At 70.3% G+C, this 17,417-nt stretch carries 9 protein-coding genes; 6 read left to right on the forward strand and 3 right to left on the reverse strand.

Going from position 1 to position 17,417, the window contains the following annotated elements:
• Window positions 1-28 precede the first annotated feature (28 nt).
• The 5 genes from ACLQ25_RS17715 to ACLQ25_RS17735 all read left to right on the forward strand — a co-directional run bounded on the left by ACLQ25_RS17715 (window position 29) and on the right by ACLQ25_RS17735 (window position 12,555).
• Window positions 29-805, forward strand: a complete 777-nt coding sequence (locus ACLQ25_RS17715; protein ID WP_355051810.1) for a DeoR/GlpR family DNA-binding transcription regulator — start codon at window positions 29-31, stop codon at window positions 803-805.
• A gap of 320 nt (window positions 806-1,125) precedes the next feature.
• Window positions 1,126-9,144 carry a LamG-like jellyroll fold domain-containing protein gene (locus ACLQ25_RS17720; protein ID WP_425731956.1) on the forward strand — a complete coding sequence of 2,673 codons (8,019 nt, stop codon included), beginning with the start codon at window positions 1,126-1,128 and terminating at the stop codon, window positions 9,142-9,144.
• 25 nt (window positions 9,145-9,169) lie between these two features.
• Window positions 9,170-10,018, forward strand: coding sequence for a hypothetical protein (locus tag ACLQ25_RS17725; RefSeq protein WP_425731957.1), 849 nt, complete (start codon window positions 9,170-9,172; stop codon window positions 10,016-10,018).
• A gap of 498 nt (window positions 10,019-10,516) precedes the next feature.
• Window positions 10,517-11,476, forward strand: a complete 960-nt coding sequence (locus tag ACLQ25_RS17730; RefSeq protein ID WP_425731958.1) for a HEAT repeat domain-containing protein — start codon at window positions 10,517-10,519, stop codon at window positions 11,474-11,476.
• Between the two features lie 110 nt (window positions 11,477-11,586).
• A complete protein-coding gene (locus ACLQ25_RS17735; RefSeq protein ID WP_425731959.1) occupies window positions 11,587-12,555 on the forward strand; it encodes a sporulation protein in 969 nt (322 codons plus the stop codon).
• Window positions 12,556-12,633: 78 nt separating this feature from the next.
• Here ACLQ25_RS17735 and ACLQ25_RS17740 read toward each other — a convergent pair whose 3' ends face one another.
• The gene (locus ACLQ25_RS17740; RefSeq protein ID WP_425731982.1) at window positions 12,634-12,918 is read right to left on the reverse strand and encodes a hypothetical protein; all 285 of its coding nucleotides are present in this window, start codon (window positions 12,916-12,918) and stop codon (window positions 12,634-12,636) included.
• 375 nt (window positions 12,919-13,293) lie between these two features.
• Between ACLQ25_RS17740 and ACLQ25_RS17745 the strand changes: the two genes are divergently transcribed.
• Complete coding sequence (locus tag ACLQ25_RS17745) at window positions 13,294-13,719, forward strand: hypothetical protein (protein ID WP_425731960.1); 426 nt, start codon at window positions 13,294-13,296, stop codon at window positions 13,717-13,719.
• 55 nt (window positions 13,720-13,774) lie between these two features.
• Here the strand turns inward: ACLQ25_RS17745 and ACLQ25_RS17750 are convergent, their stop codons facing one another.
• Complete coding sequence (locus tag ACLQ25_RS17750) at window positions 13,775-15,994, reverse strand: HelD family protein (protein ID WP_425731983.1); 2,220 nt, start codon at window positions 15,992-15,994, stop codon at window positions 13,775-13,777.
• 258 nt (window positions 15,995-16,252) lie between these two features.
• Window positions 16,253-17,401, reverse strand: coding sequence for a LolA family protein (locus tag ACLQ25_RS17755; protein ID WP_425731961.1), 1,149 nt, complete (start codon window positions 17,399-17,401; stop codon window positions 16,253-16,255).
• Window positions 17,402-17,417 lie beyond the last annotated feature (16 nt).

Genomic DNA, 17,417 nt, shown 5'->3' on the forward strand with positions numbered 1-17,417 from the left:
CGGCCACGGCGCGAAGGAGGTTCCCCAGATGCTTGCCCAGCAGCGGCAGAGCGCCATCCTCGACCTGATCCGCCAGCGCGGTGGGGTGCGGGTGAGCCACCTGGTCAGCCGGTTCGGCGTGTCGGACATGACGATCCGGCGCGACCTGGAGGTGCTGGCCGAGCGCGGCCTGGTGGACAAGGTCCACGGTGGCGCGACGCTCGCCGGTCCCGGCTCGGCCGACGAGCCCGGCTTTGCCGCGAAGTCGATCCGTCAGCAGGCCGAGAAGCGGGCCATCGCCGAGCGGGCGGCCACGATGGTGGAGCCGGGGATGGCCATCGCGCTGTCCGCCGGTACGACCACCGCCGCGCTGGCCACCCTGCTGTCCGACGTGCGCGGGCTGACCGTGGTGACCAACTCGATCCCGGTGGCCGACGCGCTCTACCAGAATCCGCGCGCCGACCAGACCGTCGTCCTGACCGGCGGCATCCGTACCCCGTCCGACGCGCTGACCGGCCCGGTCGCCGAGGCGGCGATCAGCGCGCTCAACGTCGACCTGCTCTTCCTGGGGGTGCACGGCCTCAGCCCGCGCACCGGCTTCACCACCCCGAACCTGCTGGAGGCCGGCGTGAACCGGTGCCTCATCGGGGCCGCCCGCCGGCTGGTGGTGCTCGCCGACCACACCAAGTGGGAGACGATCGGCATCGCCACCATCGCCCCGCTGGAGGCCGCCGACGTCCTCATCACCGACGCCGGGATGTCGGCCGAGGCGTGCACCACGATCGGCGAGCAGGTTGGCGAACTGGCCGTCGTCAAGACCGGTTAGGTCAGCGACTTTTCCCACAGCGCCCGAAGATCAGGCCAATCTTCGGTGACCATCTGGGCCGTCAGAGAGTCCAGTTAGGACACTTTTCAATAGCCATCGTCTGTTATCGCTGCTACCGAGAGTGGATGCGCTCAGGGAGCTATCAGCCGGCATTCATCTAGTCAAGATCTTGAGTCTCTTGGAAGGATCTCCGTACTCTCCGCTCGTCATCCGGCGTGTGTGGCGGGGAGGGTGTTGTGCGAACTCAGGCGTGGCCTTCGAGTGTGTTCACCAGGTTGACGCGAGGCCGTGCGGTGGGGTGGGCGTCCAGGCTGGCGATGATGCTGGTCCTGGTACTCGTCGCGACCCTCTCGGACGTGCCGACACGCCCCGCCGAGCCGGCCCGGGCCGCACCCGCCGCCGCGACAGCGCCCAAGCCGACGTGTCCGGACGATCGACCGGACGAGGTGTCGGCGGCGGTGGCGGCGAAGCTCTGCGGTGCACGGGTCGAGATCGCCGGCCGGCGTACGGAGACGACGCAGCTCTTCGCGAACGCCGACGGCACGCTGACCGAGGAGCAGGCGCTCGCCCCGGTCCGGGTCCGCAACGGCGACAAGTGGGTGCCGGTGGACCTGACCCTCCAGGGTCGATCCGACGGCACGGTCGCCCCGATCGCCCACCCGCGAGGGCTGGTGTTCGCCGGTGCCGCGTCGACGAACGGTAAGCACGAGGTCGCCTCCCTCGGCCTCGGCGACGACAAGGTCGGCCTGGCGTGGACCGGAGTCCTGCCGCCACCGGTCCTGTCCGGCCGGACGATCACATACCCGAACGTGCTGCCCAGTGTCGACCTGGTCTTCCACGCCCACGCCACCGGCTACGAACAGCATTTCGTGGTGAAGGACCGGGCCGGACTCGCGCAGGTGCGCAAGCTGACGCTGCCGATCCGGACCGGCAAGCTGACCGCGGCCGGGGACGGCATGGGCGGCCTGTTGTTCAAGGACAAGGCTGGTCGGCAGGTCAGCCGGGCGCAGACGCCGATCATGTGGGACGCCGAGGTCGGTGCCCTGTCCGGCGAGCGACTCAACCGGGCGCCGGTGGGTCTGCGGACGGTCGCGAAGGGCGCGGGTCGTACGGTGGTCGAGCTGACCCCGGACGCGAAGTTCCTCGCCCGCGCGGATCTGACGTTCCCGGTGACGATCGACCCGCCGACGTCGCTGTCGCCGTCCTTCGACGCGTTCGTGCAGAACTCGTACTCCAGTGACCAGTCGGGCTCGGCCGACCTGAAGTTGGGTCACTCCACGGACGGCGGAACGTTCACCGCGCGGTCGTACCTGCGATTCAACACCTCCGGCTTCGCCGGCAGCCAGATCATGAGCGCGAAGCTGAAGTTGTGGAACTACCACTCCTGGTCCTGCACGGCCGCCGGCTGGGAGGCGTGGCGGACCGACTACGTCGACTCGTCGGTGCGGTGGACCGACCAGCCCACGGCGCGGGCGAAGGTGGGCACCTCGTCAGAGACCCGGGGCTACAGCTCCTCCTGCGGTGACGGCTGGGTGTACATCGAGGTCGGTGGCGCGCTGCAGTACAGCGCGGACACGTCCGCGACCAGCGCCAGTGTGCTCCTGCGCGCGACCTCGGAGACCACGACCGCAGGCTGGAAGCGGTTCGATTCCGCCGAGGGCACCCATCCGCCGTCGGTCGCGATCACGTACAACAGCGCTCCGAGTGTCCCGAGCGCGGTCGCGGTGTCGCCGTGTTTCACCGCCTGCGGCGCCGGGGCCCGGACCGCCTCGGTGCGGCCGACGCTGTTCGCGAAGTTGGCCGACGCGAACGCGGGCCAGACGCTGCAGGCCGAGTTCGTCGTCCGCAACAAGGCCACCCAGGCGGTCGTCTCCTCGTCCGGCCTGCGCTCGGGCAGCCCCGCGTGGACCAGCGGCTCGACGGCCTCGTGGCAGGTGCCGGTGGACCTCGTCAACGGCACCCAGTACGAGTGGCAGGTCCGTGGCAAGGACCCGTGGAACTACGGCGGTTACACCGGCTGGACCAGCTTGACGGTCGACACGGACAAGCCGTTGGTGCCGTTCGTCTCCGCCAGCGTGTACCTGAATGACGGCCAGCCGCACGGTGGCGCGGCCGCGGCCGACACGTTCACCTTCTCTCCCGCCTCGGGCACGACCGATCTGGCCGCGTACGTGTACCGGTTCGACTACGACACGGCGGCGACCACGGTCGCGGCGACCGGCACCCATCCGGTCTCGCTGGCCCCACGGGACGGGCATCGCACGTTGACGGTGCAGGCGAAGGACTCCGCCGGCAACCTGTCCAACCCGAACCTGTACGTCTTCGAGGCCGGCAGCGCCGCGCTGGCGCAGCCGCTGCCCGGTGCGACCATCGTCAAGCGGACCAAACTTCAGGTCACCACTCCGGTGGCGGGCTACACCCGGGGCTACTTCGAATACCGGCGTGGCCCCGGCTCGGCGACTCTGCCGGTGCCGTCGGCGAACCTGACCTCGGCCACCGGCGCGCAGATCCTCGCGACCGCCGCGAGTCCGGTGAGCCTGTCCGCGCTCGGCGGGTACGCGGTGTGGAACGCCACCGACACCCTCGGCCTGGTCGGCGGCGTGGTCGAGGTCCGTGCGCAGTTGTACACCGCGACCGGCACGACCCCGGCGTACACGGTGCCGTGGGTCCGGGTGACCGTCGACTCCAGCGGTGACGGAGCCTCGGACGACGAGGTTGGGCCGGGCTCGGTGAACCTGCTCACCGGCGACTACGCCCTCTCCTCGGGTGACGCCGACGAACTCGGGCTGAGTGTCTCCCGCTCGGCGTCGTCCCGGGGCTACCGCGACGGCTACCAGCCGATGGTTCAGCGCCTGACGGCGAACCAGCAGCAGGTCTCCACCGACCTGACGGGGTTCAACGTCCCGTCGACCTCATCGGCGGTCCGGTCGACCGCCAGAGGACAGGGCGAGACGACTCCGGCCGACTCGTTGGAGATCACCCCGGTCACCACGACCAGCAACGACACCTACGTCGCGGTGGGCGGCGACGGCGGCGCACTCCGGCTGAACATGACGCCGGGTAAGACGTACCGGATGACGGGTTGGGTCTACGTGCCGGCCGCGACCGGTCTGGTGCCGGCGTACACCCAGCGTGGGCTCCGGATCGTCGGTTTCCACCGGGTCAACGGCGTCTACACCGAGGTGTCGTCGAAGATGGCCGCCTACCTCGACGGGTGGCAGGAACTCTCCGTGGACATGACCGTCCCGGCGGGCGCGACGGAGGCGTTCTTCCGCCTCTACAACGGCATGCAGGGTGGGTCGGGCCGCAAGGTCTACTGGGACAACCTCTCCATGACCGAGATCGTCGCGCCGTTCGGCCCCGCCTGGACCGGCGGTGCGACCGGCGGCGCGGCGGACGTCGAATACACCACGGTCACCTTCCCCGAACCGTCGCTGGCCCGGATCAACACGATCGGCGGCGGCTGGATCACTTTCGCGAAGAACCCCGACGGGGTGAGCTTCACTCCCGAGCCCGGCGCCGAGGGCCTGGTCCTGTCGAAGGTCGGCACCACCTCGTACCGGTTGTCGGAGATCGACGGCACCGCCACCGAGTTCACCTCCCAGGGCGGGGTGTGGGCGGCGACCTCGTCGTGGACGCCGGAGTCGGACACCACCTCCCGGTACGTCTACGACACCACCGGCAGTCGCCTCCTGCTGCAGAAGGTGATCAACCCGGCTGAGCCGGGGGTCGACGACACGAACCACTGCACGAGCGCCACCCCGGACCGTGGTTGCGAGGTGCTCGAGTACGTCTACGCCACCGCCACCACCGCCGGCCTGTCGCAGACGGTGTTCGGTGACTACGTCGACCGGGTGACGCAGGTCAAACTGTGGGCCTGGGACCCCGCCGCCTCGGCGACCACCTCCACGGTCATCGCCCGCTACAGCTACGACAACCTGGGGCAGTTGCGCGAGGTGTGGGACCCTCGCGTCACCCCCGCGTTGAAGACCGCCTACGAGTACGGAAACGGGCGGGTCACGAAGGTCTCCCCGGCCGGTGAGCTGCCGTGGATGTTCGACTACGGCAACCCCGACGTCGACACCGCCGCGCTGCGCTGGAACCTCGACGAGGGCAGCGGAACGAGTGTCAGCGACGCCTCCGGCAGCGGCCGGACCGGCACCGTCGCCAGCGGTGTCGGTTGGGGCCAGGGCAATGACCCCGACGACCCGGCCGACCGGGCCGCGACGTTCACCGCCGGCACCGGCCAGCAGATCAGCGTCGCCGGGACCGCCCTGTCCAACACCGCCTCGTACACCGTCTCGGCCTGGGTGCGGCTGAACAACAAGGACGGCAACCGCACCGCCGTCTCCAAGGACGGCGCCAGCACCAGCGGCTTCTTCCTCAACTACGTCAAGGAGACCGACCGCTGGGCGTTCTCCCGGGTGACCTCCGACAACACCTCGGCGACCCCGGTCCGGGCCAGCTCCAACACCGGAACCGTGGCCGGGCAGTGGACCCACCTGACCGGCGTCTACGACACCGCGGCCGGGCAGATGAAGCTGTACGTCAACGGCATTCAGCAGACGTCGACCGCCGCGACCGGCGGCTGGAACGCCTCCGGCAACTTCGTCATCGGTCGTGCGAAGTGGGCCGGCGCCGCCGCGAACGTCTGGGACGGCGACATCGACGACGTCCGCGTCTACGGCAAGGCTCTCAACGCCGACCAGGTCGCCGACCTCGCCACCGACGAGAACCCCGGCCGGCTCCTCAAGGCCCGCCGGGCCGCCCTGCAGCAGGGCTCCAAGACCGCCACCGACGGCGAACTCGCCACCAACGTCGTCTACAACGTCCCCCTGACCCAGGCAGCAGGTGGCCCGCACAACCTCAACGCCGCCGCCGCGGCGACCTGGGGACAGCTCGACCTGCCCACCGACGCCACCGCCGTCTTCGGCCCCGAGGACAATCCGGGCCGTAACAGCGCCATCCCCAGCTCACCCGGCACCGGCGGCTACACCTACGCCACCATCCACTACCTCGGCGCGAGCGGTAAGGAGGTCAACACCGCCACGCCGGGCGGGCACATCGACACCCAGGAGTACGACCGGTTCGGCAACGTCATCCGCACCCTGGAGGCCACCGACCGGGAACTTGCCCTGGGCACCCTTCCCGACTCGAACACCCACCTCGCCGAACTCGGCCTGGCCAACACCGACACCGCCAACCGGGCGCTCGCCCTGTCCACCATCAACAAGTACTCCACCGACGGCATCGACCTGATCGACACCCTTGGCACCACCGTCACCATGGTCCTGGAGAACCCCGTCGCCGACCCGGACGGCAGCGGACCGCTGACCGCCCTCGATGCCGGCACGACGGTGATCGGCCGCAGCCACGCGGTGAACGTCTACGACGAGGGCAAGCCCGACGGCGCCAGCTACCACCTCGTGACCACCGAGAGCGAGGGCGCCCAGATCGTCGGCTATCCCGACGTCGACGTCCGGGTCAGCAAGAACGGTTACGACGCCGAACACGGCGGCGTGTCCGGGTGGATGTTGAAGACCGCGACGAAGGTCGTCGCCGACGTCGGTGCCGGTGGGCAGAATCTGACCGCGTACGCGGTGCACAACGCCGCCGGGCGGGTCCTCAAGTCCTGGGGGATCGGCTCCTCCGGCTCGGACGCGATGGCCCGTGAGATCGTCTACTACACGGCGGGTACCAACACCCAGGACGCCGCGTGCGGAAACCGGCCCGAGTGGGCCGGGGAGCCGTGTGTGACCCGCGCCGTCGGCGCCGTCGCCGGGCACGACCCGGACCGGATGACCACCAACCTGCCCGTCCGCCGGGTCACCGAGTACACCCGTTACGGCGACGAGGCAGTGGTCACCGAGACCTCTGCCGGTAAGACCCGCACCACCACCACCTCGTACGACTCGGCCACCAGGGTGACCAGCGCGGTCATCACGTCGGACGAGGGCGCGGCTGTCGGCGCGGTCACCACGGCCTACAGCCCGACCTCCGGTGACGTGACCCAGACGACGATGGACGGTGCGACCGTCACCCGGGAGTACGACCTCCTCGGTCGACTCGCCTCCTACACCGACGCCGACGGCGGCACCACCGTCAACGAGTTCGACCGGTTCGGCAAGGCGTCGAAGGTCTCCGACCCCACCGGCAGTTCGGTCTTCGCGTACGACCGGGTCGCCGAACCACGTGGCCTGCTCACCTCGGTCACCGACAACATCGCCGGAACCTTCACCGCCAAGTACTCACCCGACGGACAGATCACCGAACTCGGATACCCGGGCGGCCTCACCCGTAAGGACCGGCTCGACGCGAACCTGCAACCCGTCGAGCGCACGTACACCCGGGATTCCGACGGGGCGGTCATCTACTCGGAGTCCGTGGTCGAGAACACCGCCGGCCAGTGGGTGGACCACACCTACACCGGCGGCGGCAAGAACTACGCCTACGACCGGCTCGGCCGGCTGACCAAGGCACGCCAGGACAGTGCGATCACGGGTGGCTGCGTGACCCGCACCTACGCCTACGACAGCCGTACCAACCGCACCAACAGCTCCACCTTCGACCCGGCGGCCGACGGCAGTTGCGACGAGGACGCGGCCGATGCGGAGGCCGACCATACGTACGACACCGCGGACCGCCTGACCGACGCCGGATTCGTCTACGACGCCTTCGGTCGAACCGTGGCGATGCCCGGTGGGCTGACCAACGCCTACTACGCAAACGACCTCGTCCAACGTCAACAACTCGGCGATTCGCGGCAGACCTGGACCCTCGACCCGGCCCACCGGTTCCGTGCCTTCACCACCGAGACGCTGGTCGACGGCAACTGGGCCAACGCCACCTCGAAGCTCAACCACTACGGCGACGACTCCGACGAACCCCGGTGGATCGTCGAGGACACCACCCTCGGCAGCATCACCCGCAACGTCTCCGGACCGGACGGTGACCTCGGCGCCACCACCAGCGCCACCGGCGACGTACGCCTGCAACTGATCAACCTGCACGGCGACGTCGCCGCCACCATTGATCCCGCGCTGACCGAACCCGAGCTGTTCGACTACGACGAGTTCGGTGTCCCGATGGCCGGGCAGGCCGACCAACGCTACGGCTGGCTCGGCGGCAAGCAGCGCTCCGGTGAGGCGATGGCGGACGTCATCCTCATGGGCGTACGCCTCTACAGCCCCGCCCTTGGGCGCTTCCTCCAGGTCGACCCCGTAGAGGGCGGCAACGCCACCGCCTACGACTACTGCGCCGGCGATCCCGTCAACTGCACCGACCTCGACGGCAAGTTCGGCTGGGGCAGTATCAAGAAGGGCCTGTCCAAGGTCGCGAAGGTCGCCTCCTACGCGTCCATGATCCCCGGCCCCATCGGCACGATCGCCGGGGTTGTCTCGGCCGTCTCCTACGCTGCCACCGGCAACTGGAAGGAAGCCGCCTGGGCCCTCGGCGGAGCGGCGGCAGCGGCCATCGGCGCCGGAGCGGCGGTCAAGGGCGCGAGACTGGCCGCCAGCGCTGCGCGTGCCGCGGCCAAGGCCCGCAAGGCCAGAAAGGCGGCCAAGGCAGCACGAGCGGCGAAGAGATGTAATTCCTTCGCGCCGGACACCCCCGTCCTGATGGCCGACGGACGCTATCTGCCCATCGCGGAGATCCAGGTCGGGGACCTGGTGATGTCCACCGACCCGAAGACGGGGATCTCGGCGGCGCAGCCCGTACTCGGGACCTTCGTCGGGCAGGGCAGCCGGCATCTCGTCGACATCGACCTCGACGGCGACGCCCGTGATGTCCTCACCGCCACCGCCGAACATCCGATCTGGGTCGACGGCAAGGGCTGGACCAACGCCGCTGAGGTCAGTGCCGGGGACGTGATCGTCGGTAGCCGCGGCGAGAAGGCCACGGTCCATCGCGTTCAGGAACGCGGCTGGCTGCGGGACCAGACGGTCCACAACCTCAACGTCGGCGACACCCACACGTACGTGGTCGCCGTCGACGATCTGGACATCCTCGTTCACAACGCGAGCTGCCCGATCCTGGATGCCGCGCGTAGGGGCGTACCGAGGTCCTCGGGCATGTACATCATTCATCTGAACAACGGCAAGAAGTACGTAGGTATCTCGAAGAACATGCACCGGCGCATCGGGCAGCACGTGAACCGGAGCAAGGGCGCGCTCCGGCGAGAGGGCCTCGGCGCGGCCGATATCAATCACATCTCGCACTACACGTTCAGCAAGGGCAGGAACTCCTGGGCCCGCATGCGGCGGTTGGAAAAGCGCACCATCCGCGCGTTCGGGGGACCCACTCGGGGGCGCGGTACCCTCTACAATCGAAGTTATTAGGCGAACGGGCGGAGGAGACGGCACCGTGTTCGGCAATCAGACGGTGAATCCCGGCGAATATCTGCTCTCGGACAGCGTCTGGCGGGAGGGTGACACCCGCCGGTACGTCGAGGGTGGTTGCGATGCCGTCTTCCTCGCCTTCGACAGTGACACCGGTCGGAAGCTCGACCTGAGTTTCCTGCGCGACCTGCCCAATCTGCGCAGGGTCGCGATCGAGGGTCCGTTACGTGATGACACGCTGGTATTCGAACTGGAGGATCTTCTCGGTCTGTCGTTGCTGACGCGGTCCAAGAAGGCGGTCCGGCTCGATCTGACGCCGAAGCTGGACACGCTCGTGCTGTCGGAGCGGCCGGGCCTGGAGACGATCGGCGCGCTGTCGGCCCTGCAACACCTGACGATCGACCGGTACGCCGGCTCGGACCTGACCCTGCTGGGGGCCAAGTCCGAGCTGGTGTACCTGAGGATCGAAGGGCGCAAGGCTGCCCTGGCCCTGCACGGTGTCGAAGAAGCGCCCAAGCTACGGCAGCTCGAAGTGGTCGATGCCGCCGTGGATTCCCTGGAGCCGTTGGCGCGCCTGGTCGAACTGCAGGAGGTTGTGGTCCGACCCAACGCGAAGTCGGCGCCGGTCGAGCCGCTGCGGCTCGATCCGGTGGCTGGTCTTCCGAACCTGCACACCCTGCGTCTCGGCGCGATCGCGTCGGCGTCACCCCTCGCCGCCGCGTCCGGTCTGCGGCGGCTCGTGGTCGGTACGGTGCTCGACGGTGACCTGCGTCCCCTGATCGATCTGCCCGACCACGTGGTGGTCACGGTCCTGGACAACGCCGCCCAGGACCGTGAGGTGCAGCGGTCACGACCCTCACAAGCTGGGCGTTGACGAGGGGGCTGATCCGGATCAGCCCCCTCGACCGACACACTCTAGGGATCGTCGGTAGGTAGGCAAGGCCCGTGGTGATCGGCCCGCCGCGCACAGCGGCGGCGATCCGGCATGATCCGGTCACAGAAAACACGGCGTCAGCGGCTGGACCGCGTTCGTCAACGGGGTCAAGGCCGGCAGGTTCGCCCGTACCGATCCGTGATCGACTCGACTTCGCCGATGTCGGGGTGTCCCGGTCGGGTTGATAGCCCGACTTCGGCGATGTCGAGTTGATCAGAAGTCGGTGGCGGCATCCACCGGCCAGCCTGCACCATCGAGGCCGTGGAAGCGCGCGAGGTGGCGGACCTGTTCGACCGTGCGGTGCATCGGCTGCGGCGCACCATCGAGAATGGCGATTCCGACGACGGATCGGAGCTGCTCCGGCAGTTAGTCGTCGATCATGGGCTCGTGGTGCCCGGTTCGGAAGGTCATGGGCGTTTAGTCCCCCACCACAACTCTATGATCGACGATGCGGGGCGGGCGGGGGCAGGTTGGACCGGTTCGGGTGCGGAGGCCGTCCGGCTGGCCGTTGGCCGGCTCGCCGATCTGGATCGCGTGGTGCGCGCGGCGGCGTGCGACCTGCTCGGCTTCGCGAGCGCCGTGCACGGGGACGACCTGCGCGCGGACGCCGCGACGGCCCTGATCGCGCTGGCCGCCACCGAGACCGATCCCGAGGTGCACTGGTCGATCGCCCGCGCGTTGGGTGCGACCTGCGACCCTCGCGCCCTGCTGACCCTGGTCACCCTCGCGGACAGTCCCGACAGCGACGTACGGTTCCAGGTCGCTGTCGCGGTGCCGATGGTGCTCGACGACCCGCCGGCCGAGGCCGGCGAGGCGGTGTTGATCGACCTCTGCGCCGACCCCGACGCGGGGGTTCGGGAGTGGGCCACCTTCGGGCTCGGCTGGCTGAGCACCGCGGACGGGAAGGCCGTCCGGCAGGTGCTGTGGGACCGCACGCGCGACGTCGACCCGGAGGTACGTGCGGAAGGCGCCCGCGGACTGGCCCGCCGGCGGGACCCGCGGGCACTTCCACTGGTACGCGAGCTGCTCGCCCAGGACGAGGTCCACAACTTCACCTTCCGGGCCGCGGCGTACCTCGGTGACCCGGCACTGCTGGCGCTGCTGGACGGTTTCGACCCCGACGATGACCACGTCGCCGAGGCCCTGCGCGAATGCGATCCGCAGCGACGTGAGCGGCGCGACGACCTGGCCTGGCGGCTACTGCTCGCCGTGCACCGGCGTCGGCCCGACTGGGCGGTCAGCGTGGCCGGCGAGCGGTGCGACCTCGACCTCGAGCTCGACATCAGCGATGGCGCCGACCGTTCGGGTCACTGGTGCGTCGACGGGTTGCTCCGCCGGGCCGGCGACGATCCCGAGCGCGCCGCCGATCTGGCGATCGCGGACCTGACCCCGGCATAGGCCACGCCTCGGCGTGCTCACAGCCACCTCACAGGGGGTCTGGATAGGGTGCGCGGTGAGTCAACGTCCGACTCCATGGTGGAGCGGTCGGCTGTCGCACAGGAGTTCCGATGGTCTTCAAGAAGATGTTGAGCGCGTTCGGTGTGGGTGGTCCCAGCGTGGACACTGTGCTGGCCAACCCCAACACCCGGCCCGGCCTGACCCTCGACGGGGAGGTCAGAATCGTCGGTGGTGACAACCCGGCGGCCATCGAGCAGGTGGTGATCGGCCTGGTCACCCGGGTCGAGGTCGAGGGCCACGACACGGAGTACGCCGGCACCATGGAGTTCCACCGGATGGCCGTCAGCGGGGCGTTCCAGCTCGCGCCCAAGCAGGAGCTGTCGATCCCGTTCCAGCTTCCGGTGCCGTGGGAGACCCCGATCACCGACGTGTACGGCCAGCGCCTGCACGGCATGACGATGGGCCTGCGGACCGAGCTGTCGGTGGCCCGCGCGGTCGACAAGACCGACCTGGACCACGTGGCGGTGCACCCGTTGCCGGTGCACGAGCGGATCCTGGAGGCGTTCCAGCGGCTGGGTTTCCGGTTCAAGGCCGCTGACCTGGAGCGCGGCCACATCCGGGGCGTGCAGCAGACGCTGCCGTTCTACCAGGAGATCGAGTTCTTCGCCTCGCCGCAGTACGCGGGCACGATCAACGAGGTCGAGCTGACCTTCGTGACCAGCCAGCGTGGTGTCGAGGTGATCCTGGAGTGCGACAAGCGCGGCGGCTTCCTCAGCGCCGGGCACGACGCGTTCGGCCGCTACCAGGTGTCGCACGCCGACGTCGACCGGGTCGACTGGGCGCAGGTCGTCGACGGTTGGCTGCGCGAGACGACGTCCCGCTACGGGAGCCTGCGCTCCCAGTACGGCCACGGTCACGGCTACGGTCCGGGTCACGGCCACGGCCACGGCCGTGGCGGCATGGGTGTGGGCGGCATGGTCGCCGGCGCGGCGCTCGGTGTCGCCGGTGGCATGATCGCCGGCGAGATGATCGAGGACGCCTTCGAGGGCGACTTCGGCGACTTCGGCGGCGACGAGTAACGCGTTCCGCAGACGACAGTGGCCTCCGGGAGAACTCTCCCGGAGGCCACTGTGCGCTGTCAGTGCGCTGTCACCCGGTCAGTGCCGGGCCTTGCGCTCCGCACCGCTGCGGAAGTTGCTGCCGGCCTTGGCCAGACCGCGGCTACCGAGGTAGCCCAGCGTCAGCAGGGTGATCAGGAACCAGGCGTTGTCGGCCCGGAAGATGTCCACCCCGGCCGAGTTCCGACCGACGACCTGCGACGCGCCCAGTACGGCGGCCACCGCGATCAGGTAGATCCAGAACTCGGTGGTCTTGAACGCCTGCTTGGTCTCCGTACCGGGAGCCTGCATGTCGTTCCGATGCCCGTCGTGCATGACCGGCATCTGTTGCGTGTCCCGCATCATGGCGGGGTTCTGCGGGTCGTTCATGGGCCGGTTCATCGGCCTGGTGGAAGCAGCCTGCGTGCTCATCTGGTCCTCCTCAGGATGCGATGAGTCGTACCTGCCTTCCCTCGCCCCGCTACCGCGTTTCGGCCACGGCACGGTTCGCTTGCACGGCGGGGACACCCCCCGACTACCCGAGGCCCGGGACCAGGTAACACCCCACCTCGGAAAATGAATCGACGACGCGTGAAGTTGCCCGCATCACGACCGGCCGGGGCGGATGTCCGTTTCCGGGCCGGCGCGCGAGCGCTCCGGGTTTGGTCGACGGGAGGTCGGGCACGCAGTCGGTTCCACAGCTTCTGTGAGGTGATGGACGTGCGTGAGGACGACATGCGGCAGGAGGCCGCCCGCCAGGCCGAGAAGCAGATCATCGGCGGTGTGTACGGCGAGGGCGCCCTCGACGAGGTGACGGTGCCCCCCACCGATGTGGAGTCCCAACTCCAACGTGACGATCCGCTCGACCCGGCGCAGGAACGGGTCGACCCGCGGGTGTTGCACGACGGCGGCCCGGTCGGCGGGCAGGGCGCGGTGACCACCACCGGTGGCACCGCCGGGCCGGCGAGCGTACGCCGGATGGCCCGCCAACCGGAGCGACACCCCGGCAAGGTGGCGCCGACGACCACCGGCGACGCCACCACCGGCGGCCTGAGCACGCCGACCGGCGGCGGCACCAGCGACCAGTCGACCTCGGCGACCGGCCCCGCCAAGTCCATCCGGGACCGCTCGACCGACCGGCGGTGATCCCACCCGCGCCCCCGCCGACCAGCCGGTCAGCGGGGGCGTGTCGGGTGTCTGGTCAGCGGCAGGGGCGCAGGACGCCCAGGCGCTGGGTGGCCCGGGTGAGCGCCACGTACAGGTCGCTGCGCCCGCGCGGCGACTCGGCCACCATCGCGTCCGGGTCGACGACCAGCACCGAGTCGAACTCCAACCCCTTCGCCTGGGCGACGGTCAGCACGACCACCCGGCTCTCCAGCTCCGGGTTCTCGCCCACCGTGGCCTCGGGCAGCGCGGCGGTCAGCGCCGAGCCGAGCGCCTCTACCCGGCTGGCCGGCACGATGACGCCGACCCGGCCCTCGGCCAGCCCGGCGGCCTCGCGGGTCACCGCCGACACCAACTCGCCGGGTAGCTGCCCGTCGGGCACCGCCCGGTCCCACGGGGGTACGCCGCTCTCCCGCACCGAGCGGGGTGGCCGCAGCGCCGGGTCGATCTCGGTGAGCACCTCGGCGGCGACCGCCATGATCTCGGCCGGCGTGCGGTAGCTGACCGTCAGTTCGGTCAGTCGCCACCGCTGCGCCACGTACGGGGCGAGGGCATCGGCCCAGGAGGGCGTTCCGGCGAGCGCACCGGTCTGCGCCACGTCCCCGACGATCGTCATGGATCGGCTCGGGCAGCGGCGCATCAGCAGCCGCCACGCCATCGGCGACAACTCCTGTGCCTCGTCCACGATGATGTGGCCGAACGCCCACGTGCGGTCGGCGGCGGCGCGCTGCGCGGTGGTCAGCCGATCGGCCTCCTCCTGCCGTTCCAGCAGCCGGTCCGCGTCGATGAGGTCGGTCACGCCGAGGATCTCACCGCCCTCGGCCTCGTCCTCCACGTCGATCGAGCGGGAACCGCGGGCGATCTCCAGCACGCCCTCGGCGTACTCCCGCTCCATCACGCGGATGCGCTCGCGCCGGGCGGCGGCGGCCCGTTCGTCCTCGCCGAGCAGTTCGGCGGCCTCGTCCAGCAGCGGCACGTCGGCGGGTGTCCAACCGCCCGGCTCGCGGTGCAGCCGTGCCCGCTCGTCGTCGGTGAGCATCGGCGCGGCGGCGGCGATCCGGTCGGGGTCCGCGTACAGGTCGGCGAGCAGGCGCTGCGGGGTGAGCACCGGCCACAAGCGGTCGAGTACGGCCTGGACCTCCGTCTCCTCGCGCAACTCCCGGCGGATCTCGGCGCGGTCGGCCTCGTCGAGCAGGTTGTCCCCACCGAGCGGGTCGGCGCCGATCCGCTCGGCCACCTGGTCGGCGAGCGCGTGCACGATCTCCACGTCGAACAGCGCCCGCGCCAGGTTGTGCGGGCGCTCGGTGCGGCGTACCCGGTCCCGCGCGGCGCGCACGGTCTCCGGGTCGAGGGTCAGCACCTCGCGCTCGATCTCGATCTCCAGTGGCTCGTCCGGCACCCACTGCCGGCCCCGCACGGCCAGGGCCAGCACCTCGGCGAGCACCGCACGACCCTTGAGCGCCGCGGTCCGGGCCGGCTCGGCGCGCCGGGCGCTCACCCCGGGAAACAGATCCCCCTGGGTACGCAGCAGCACGCCCGTCTCGGCCAACGTGGGCAGCACCTGGGAGATGTAGCGCAGGAACGTCGCGTTCGGGCCGACCAGCAGCACACCGCGGCTGGACAGCTCCCGCCGGTGTGTGTAGAGCAGGTACGCCGCCCGGTGCAGCGCGACGGCGGTCTTGCCGGTGCCGGGGCCACCCTGGACGACCATCACGCCGGGCAGGTCGGCGCGGATGATGCTGTCCTGTTCGGCCTGGATGGTCTCCACGATGTCGCGCATCCGGCCCGTCCGACCGGCATTGAGCGCGGCCAGCAGGGACGCCTCGCCGGTCAGCTCCTCGTGCCCGCCCGGGGAGGCGCTGTCGATGTCGAGGACCTCGTCGTTGAGCCCGGTCACCTTGCGCTGGCGGGTGCGCAGGTGTCGGCGGCGGCGTACGCCCTGGGGGTTGGCGGCGGTGGCGAGGTAGAACGGCCGCGCGGCCGGGGCACGCCAGTCCATCAACAGCGGGTCGTAGTCGCCACTGGTGTCGAAGATCCCGATCCGGCCGATGTAGCGGCGGGAGTCGTCGTCGCCGTCGAGCCGCCCGAAGCAGAGGCCATTCTCCACGGCGGAGAACTGCTCGACCTGGTCGGCGTACATGGCCACGGAGCTGTCGCGCTGGGAGCGGTCCTGCAGGGTGCCGCCGGTGTTGCGCAGCTCGGCGGTGAGCCGGTGGGCGGCCTGCTCACGCAACCCGTCCAGACGGCCGTAGAGCATCGAGACGTACTCCTGCTCGCGGCCGATCTCGTCGTCGACCGGCAATTCACCGGTACCGCCGGAGTGCCTTGACAAGCCGTCTCCCTAAACGTTAGAATCCAATGCTAGAACGGCATTTAATGCCGTTCTTTTTTGTGCCCTCGAATTGTCGAAGATAGCGCGGCCGGCCCGCTGTCACCAAGCCGACGGGGCCGATGCGGGTCACACAGGTACGCCGGGCCGACCGTGTGGTCGACCCGGCGTAGGAGTGGGCGGAGATCAGCCGCGAGCCACCTGGTAGAGCCGCTGGGGAGTGACCGCTCCGGCGAGCACCCGCCCGTCGTCGGTGAGCAGCACGCTGAACAGCTTGCCGGTGAGCAGCCGCCCGCTGCCCCAGTCGCCGCTGACCGCCGGCAGGCCACCGAGCAGCTTCGACAGGTCGGCGTCCGGCGCGGCGGCGGCCGGCTTCTGGCCCGGCGCGGCGGCGGCCGGCTTCTGGCTCGCGGCGGCGGTCGGCTTCTGGCCTGCGGCGGCGTCGAGGCGGGCGACCAGGACGGTGGTCCAGCCGTCGCCGACCGTGCGCACCTGGGGGTCCCGACCCGGTGCGACCTGTGCCGGCCGGCCGGCGGTCGGCCGCTCGGCGGTCTCCTCGGTGACGCTCACCCCGGGAGGCGGGTTGAAGGCGAACTGGTCGGCGTCGGGGCGTCGGTAGTCGACCTGGGTGAACGCCATCTCGAAGGCCGGCTGGTCGCTGCCGGAGGCGAGCACCTCGAAGCGCAGCGGCACGTGCTGCTTCGCGTCGATGGCGATCCGGAGCTGGTGTACCAGTGAGTCACGGTCACGCGGCTCGAGCACCAGCTCGTAGGCGTCCCGACCGGCGACGGTGGCCGAGCGGCCGACGCTGACCTCGGTGCTCGGATCGATCGCGCTCAACGCCAGGTCGGCGGCCTCCCGGGGAGTGGCCGGCAGGCTCGGCGTCGCCTCGGGCTTCGCGGCGCCCTTCGAGTCGCCCAGGGCGCGGTGGCGGGCGGTGTTGCCGCGGCTCTCCCAGGTCCACACGTCTCGACCGTTGCGGATGATGTCCCGCTGGCCGAGCGTGTCCACCAGCGCGACGCGCTGCCGATCCGGGCCGGAGTACCACACCCGCAGCGTGTGCGTGCCGCTCAGCAGCGCAGTCAGGTCGTTGCCGGGCACCAGCCCGACGAGCGGCGGCAGGCCGAGGTCGGCGCGTTGCACGACCGTGCCGGACAACCCCTCCAGGGAGGAGGTCTGGAGGTCCACCAGAAGCTGGGCGGCGGTACGCGGCGGCAGGCTCGGCTCGGCCTCGGCGGCGAACGTGCCGACGGCGGCGCCGCCACCGATGACGGCGACGCCGGCGGCCACCGGGACCAGCCACCGCAGGACGGGACGACTTCTCAGGATCGACATGGTGCACACCTCCTGC

This window comes from Micromonospora sp. DT44, from assembly GCF_049841635.1.
Lineage (GTDB): Bacteria > Actinomycetota > Actinomycetes > Mycobacteriales > Micromonosporaceae > Micromonospora.

Coding starts and splice junctions, on each gene's coding strand:
- ACLQ25_RS17750 (WP_425731983.1), bottom strand. CDS start 15,994: ATGCTCTACGGCCGTCTGGACGGGTTGCGTGAGCAGGCCGCCCACCGG.
- ACLQ25_RS17740 (WP_425731982.1), bottom strand. CDS start 12,918: ATGCCGGTCATGCACGACGGGCATCGGAACGACATGCAGGCTCCCGGT.
- ACLQ25_RS17730 (WP_425731958.1), top strand. CDS start 10,517: ATGATCGACGATGCGGGGCGGGCGGGGGCAGGTTGGACCGGTTCGGGT.
- ACLQ25_RS17715 (WP_355051810.1), top strand. CDS start 29: ATGCTTGCCCAGCAGCGGCAGAGCGCCATCCTCGACCTGATCCGCCAG.
- ACLQ25_RS17755 (WP_425731961.1), bottom strand. CDS start 17,401: ATGTCGATCCTGAGAAGTCGTCCCGTCCTGCGGTGGCTGGTCCCGGTG.
- ACLQ25_RS17720 (WP_425731956.1), top strand. CDS start 1,126: ATGCTGGTCCTGGTACTCGTCGCGACCCTCTCGGACGTGCCGACACGC.
- ACLQ25_RS17735 (WP_425731959.1), top strand. CDS start 11,587: ATGGTCTTCAAGAAGATGTTGAGCGCGTTCGGTGTGGGTGGTCCCAGC.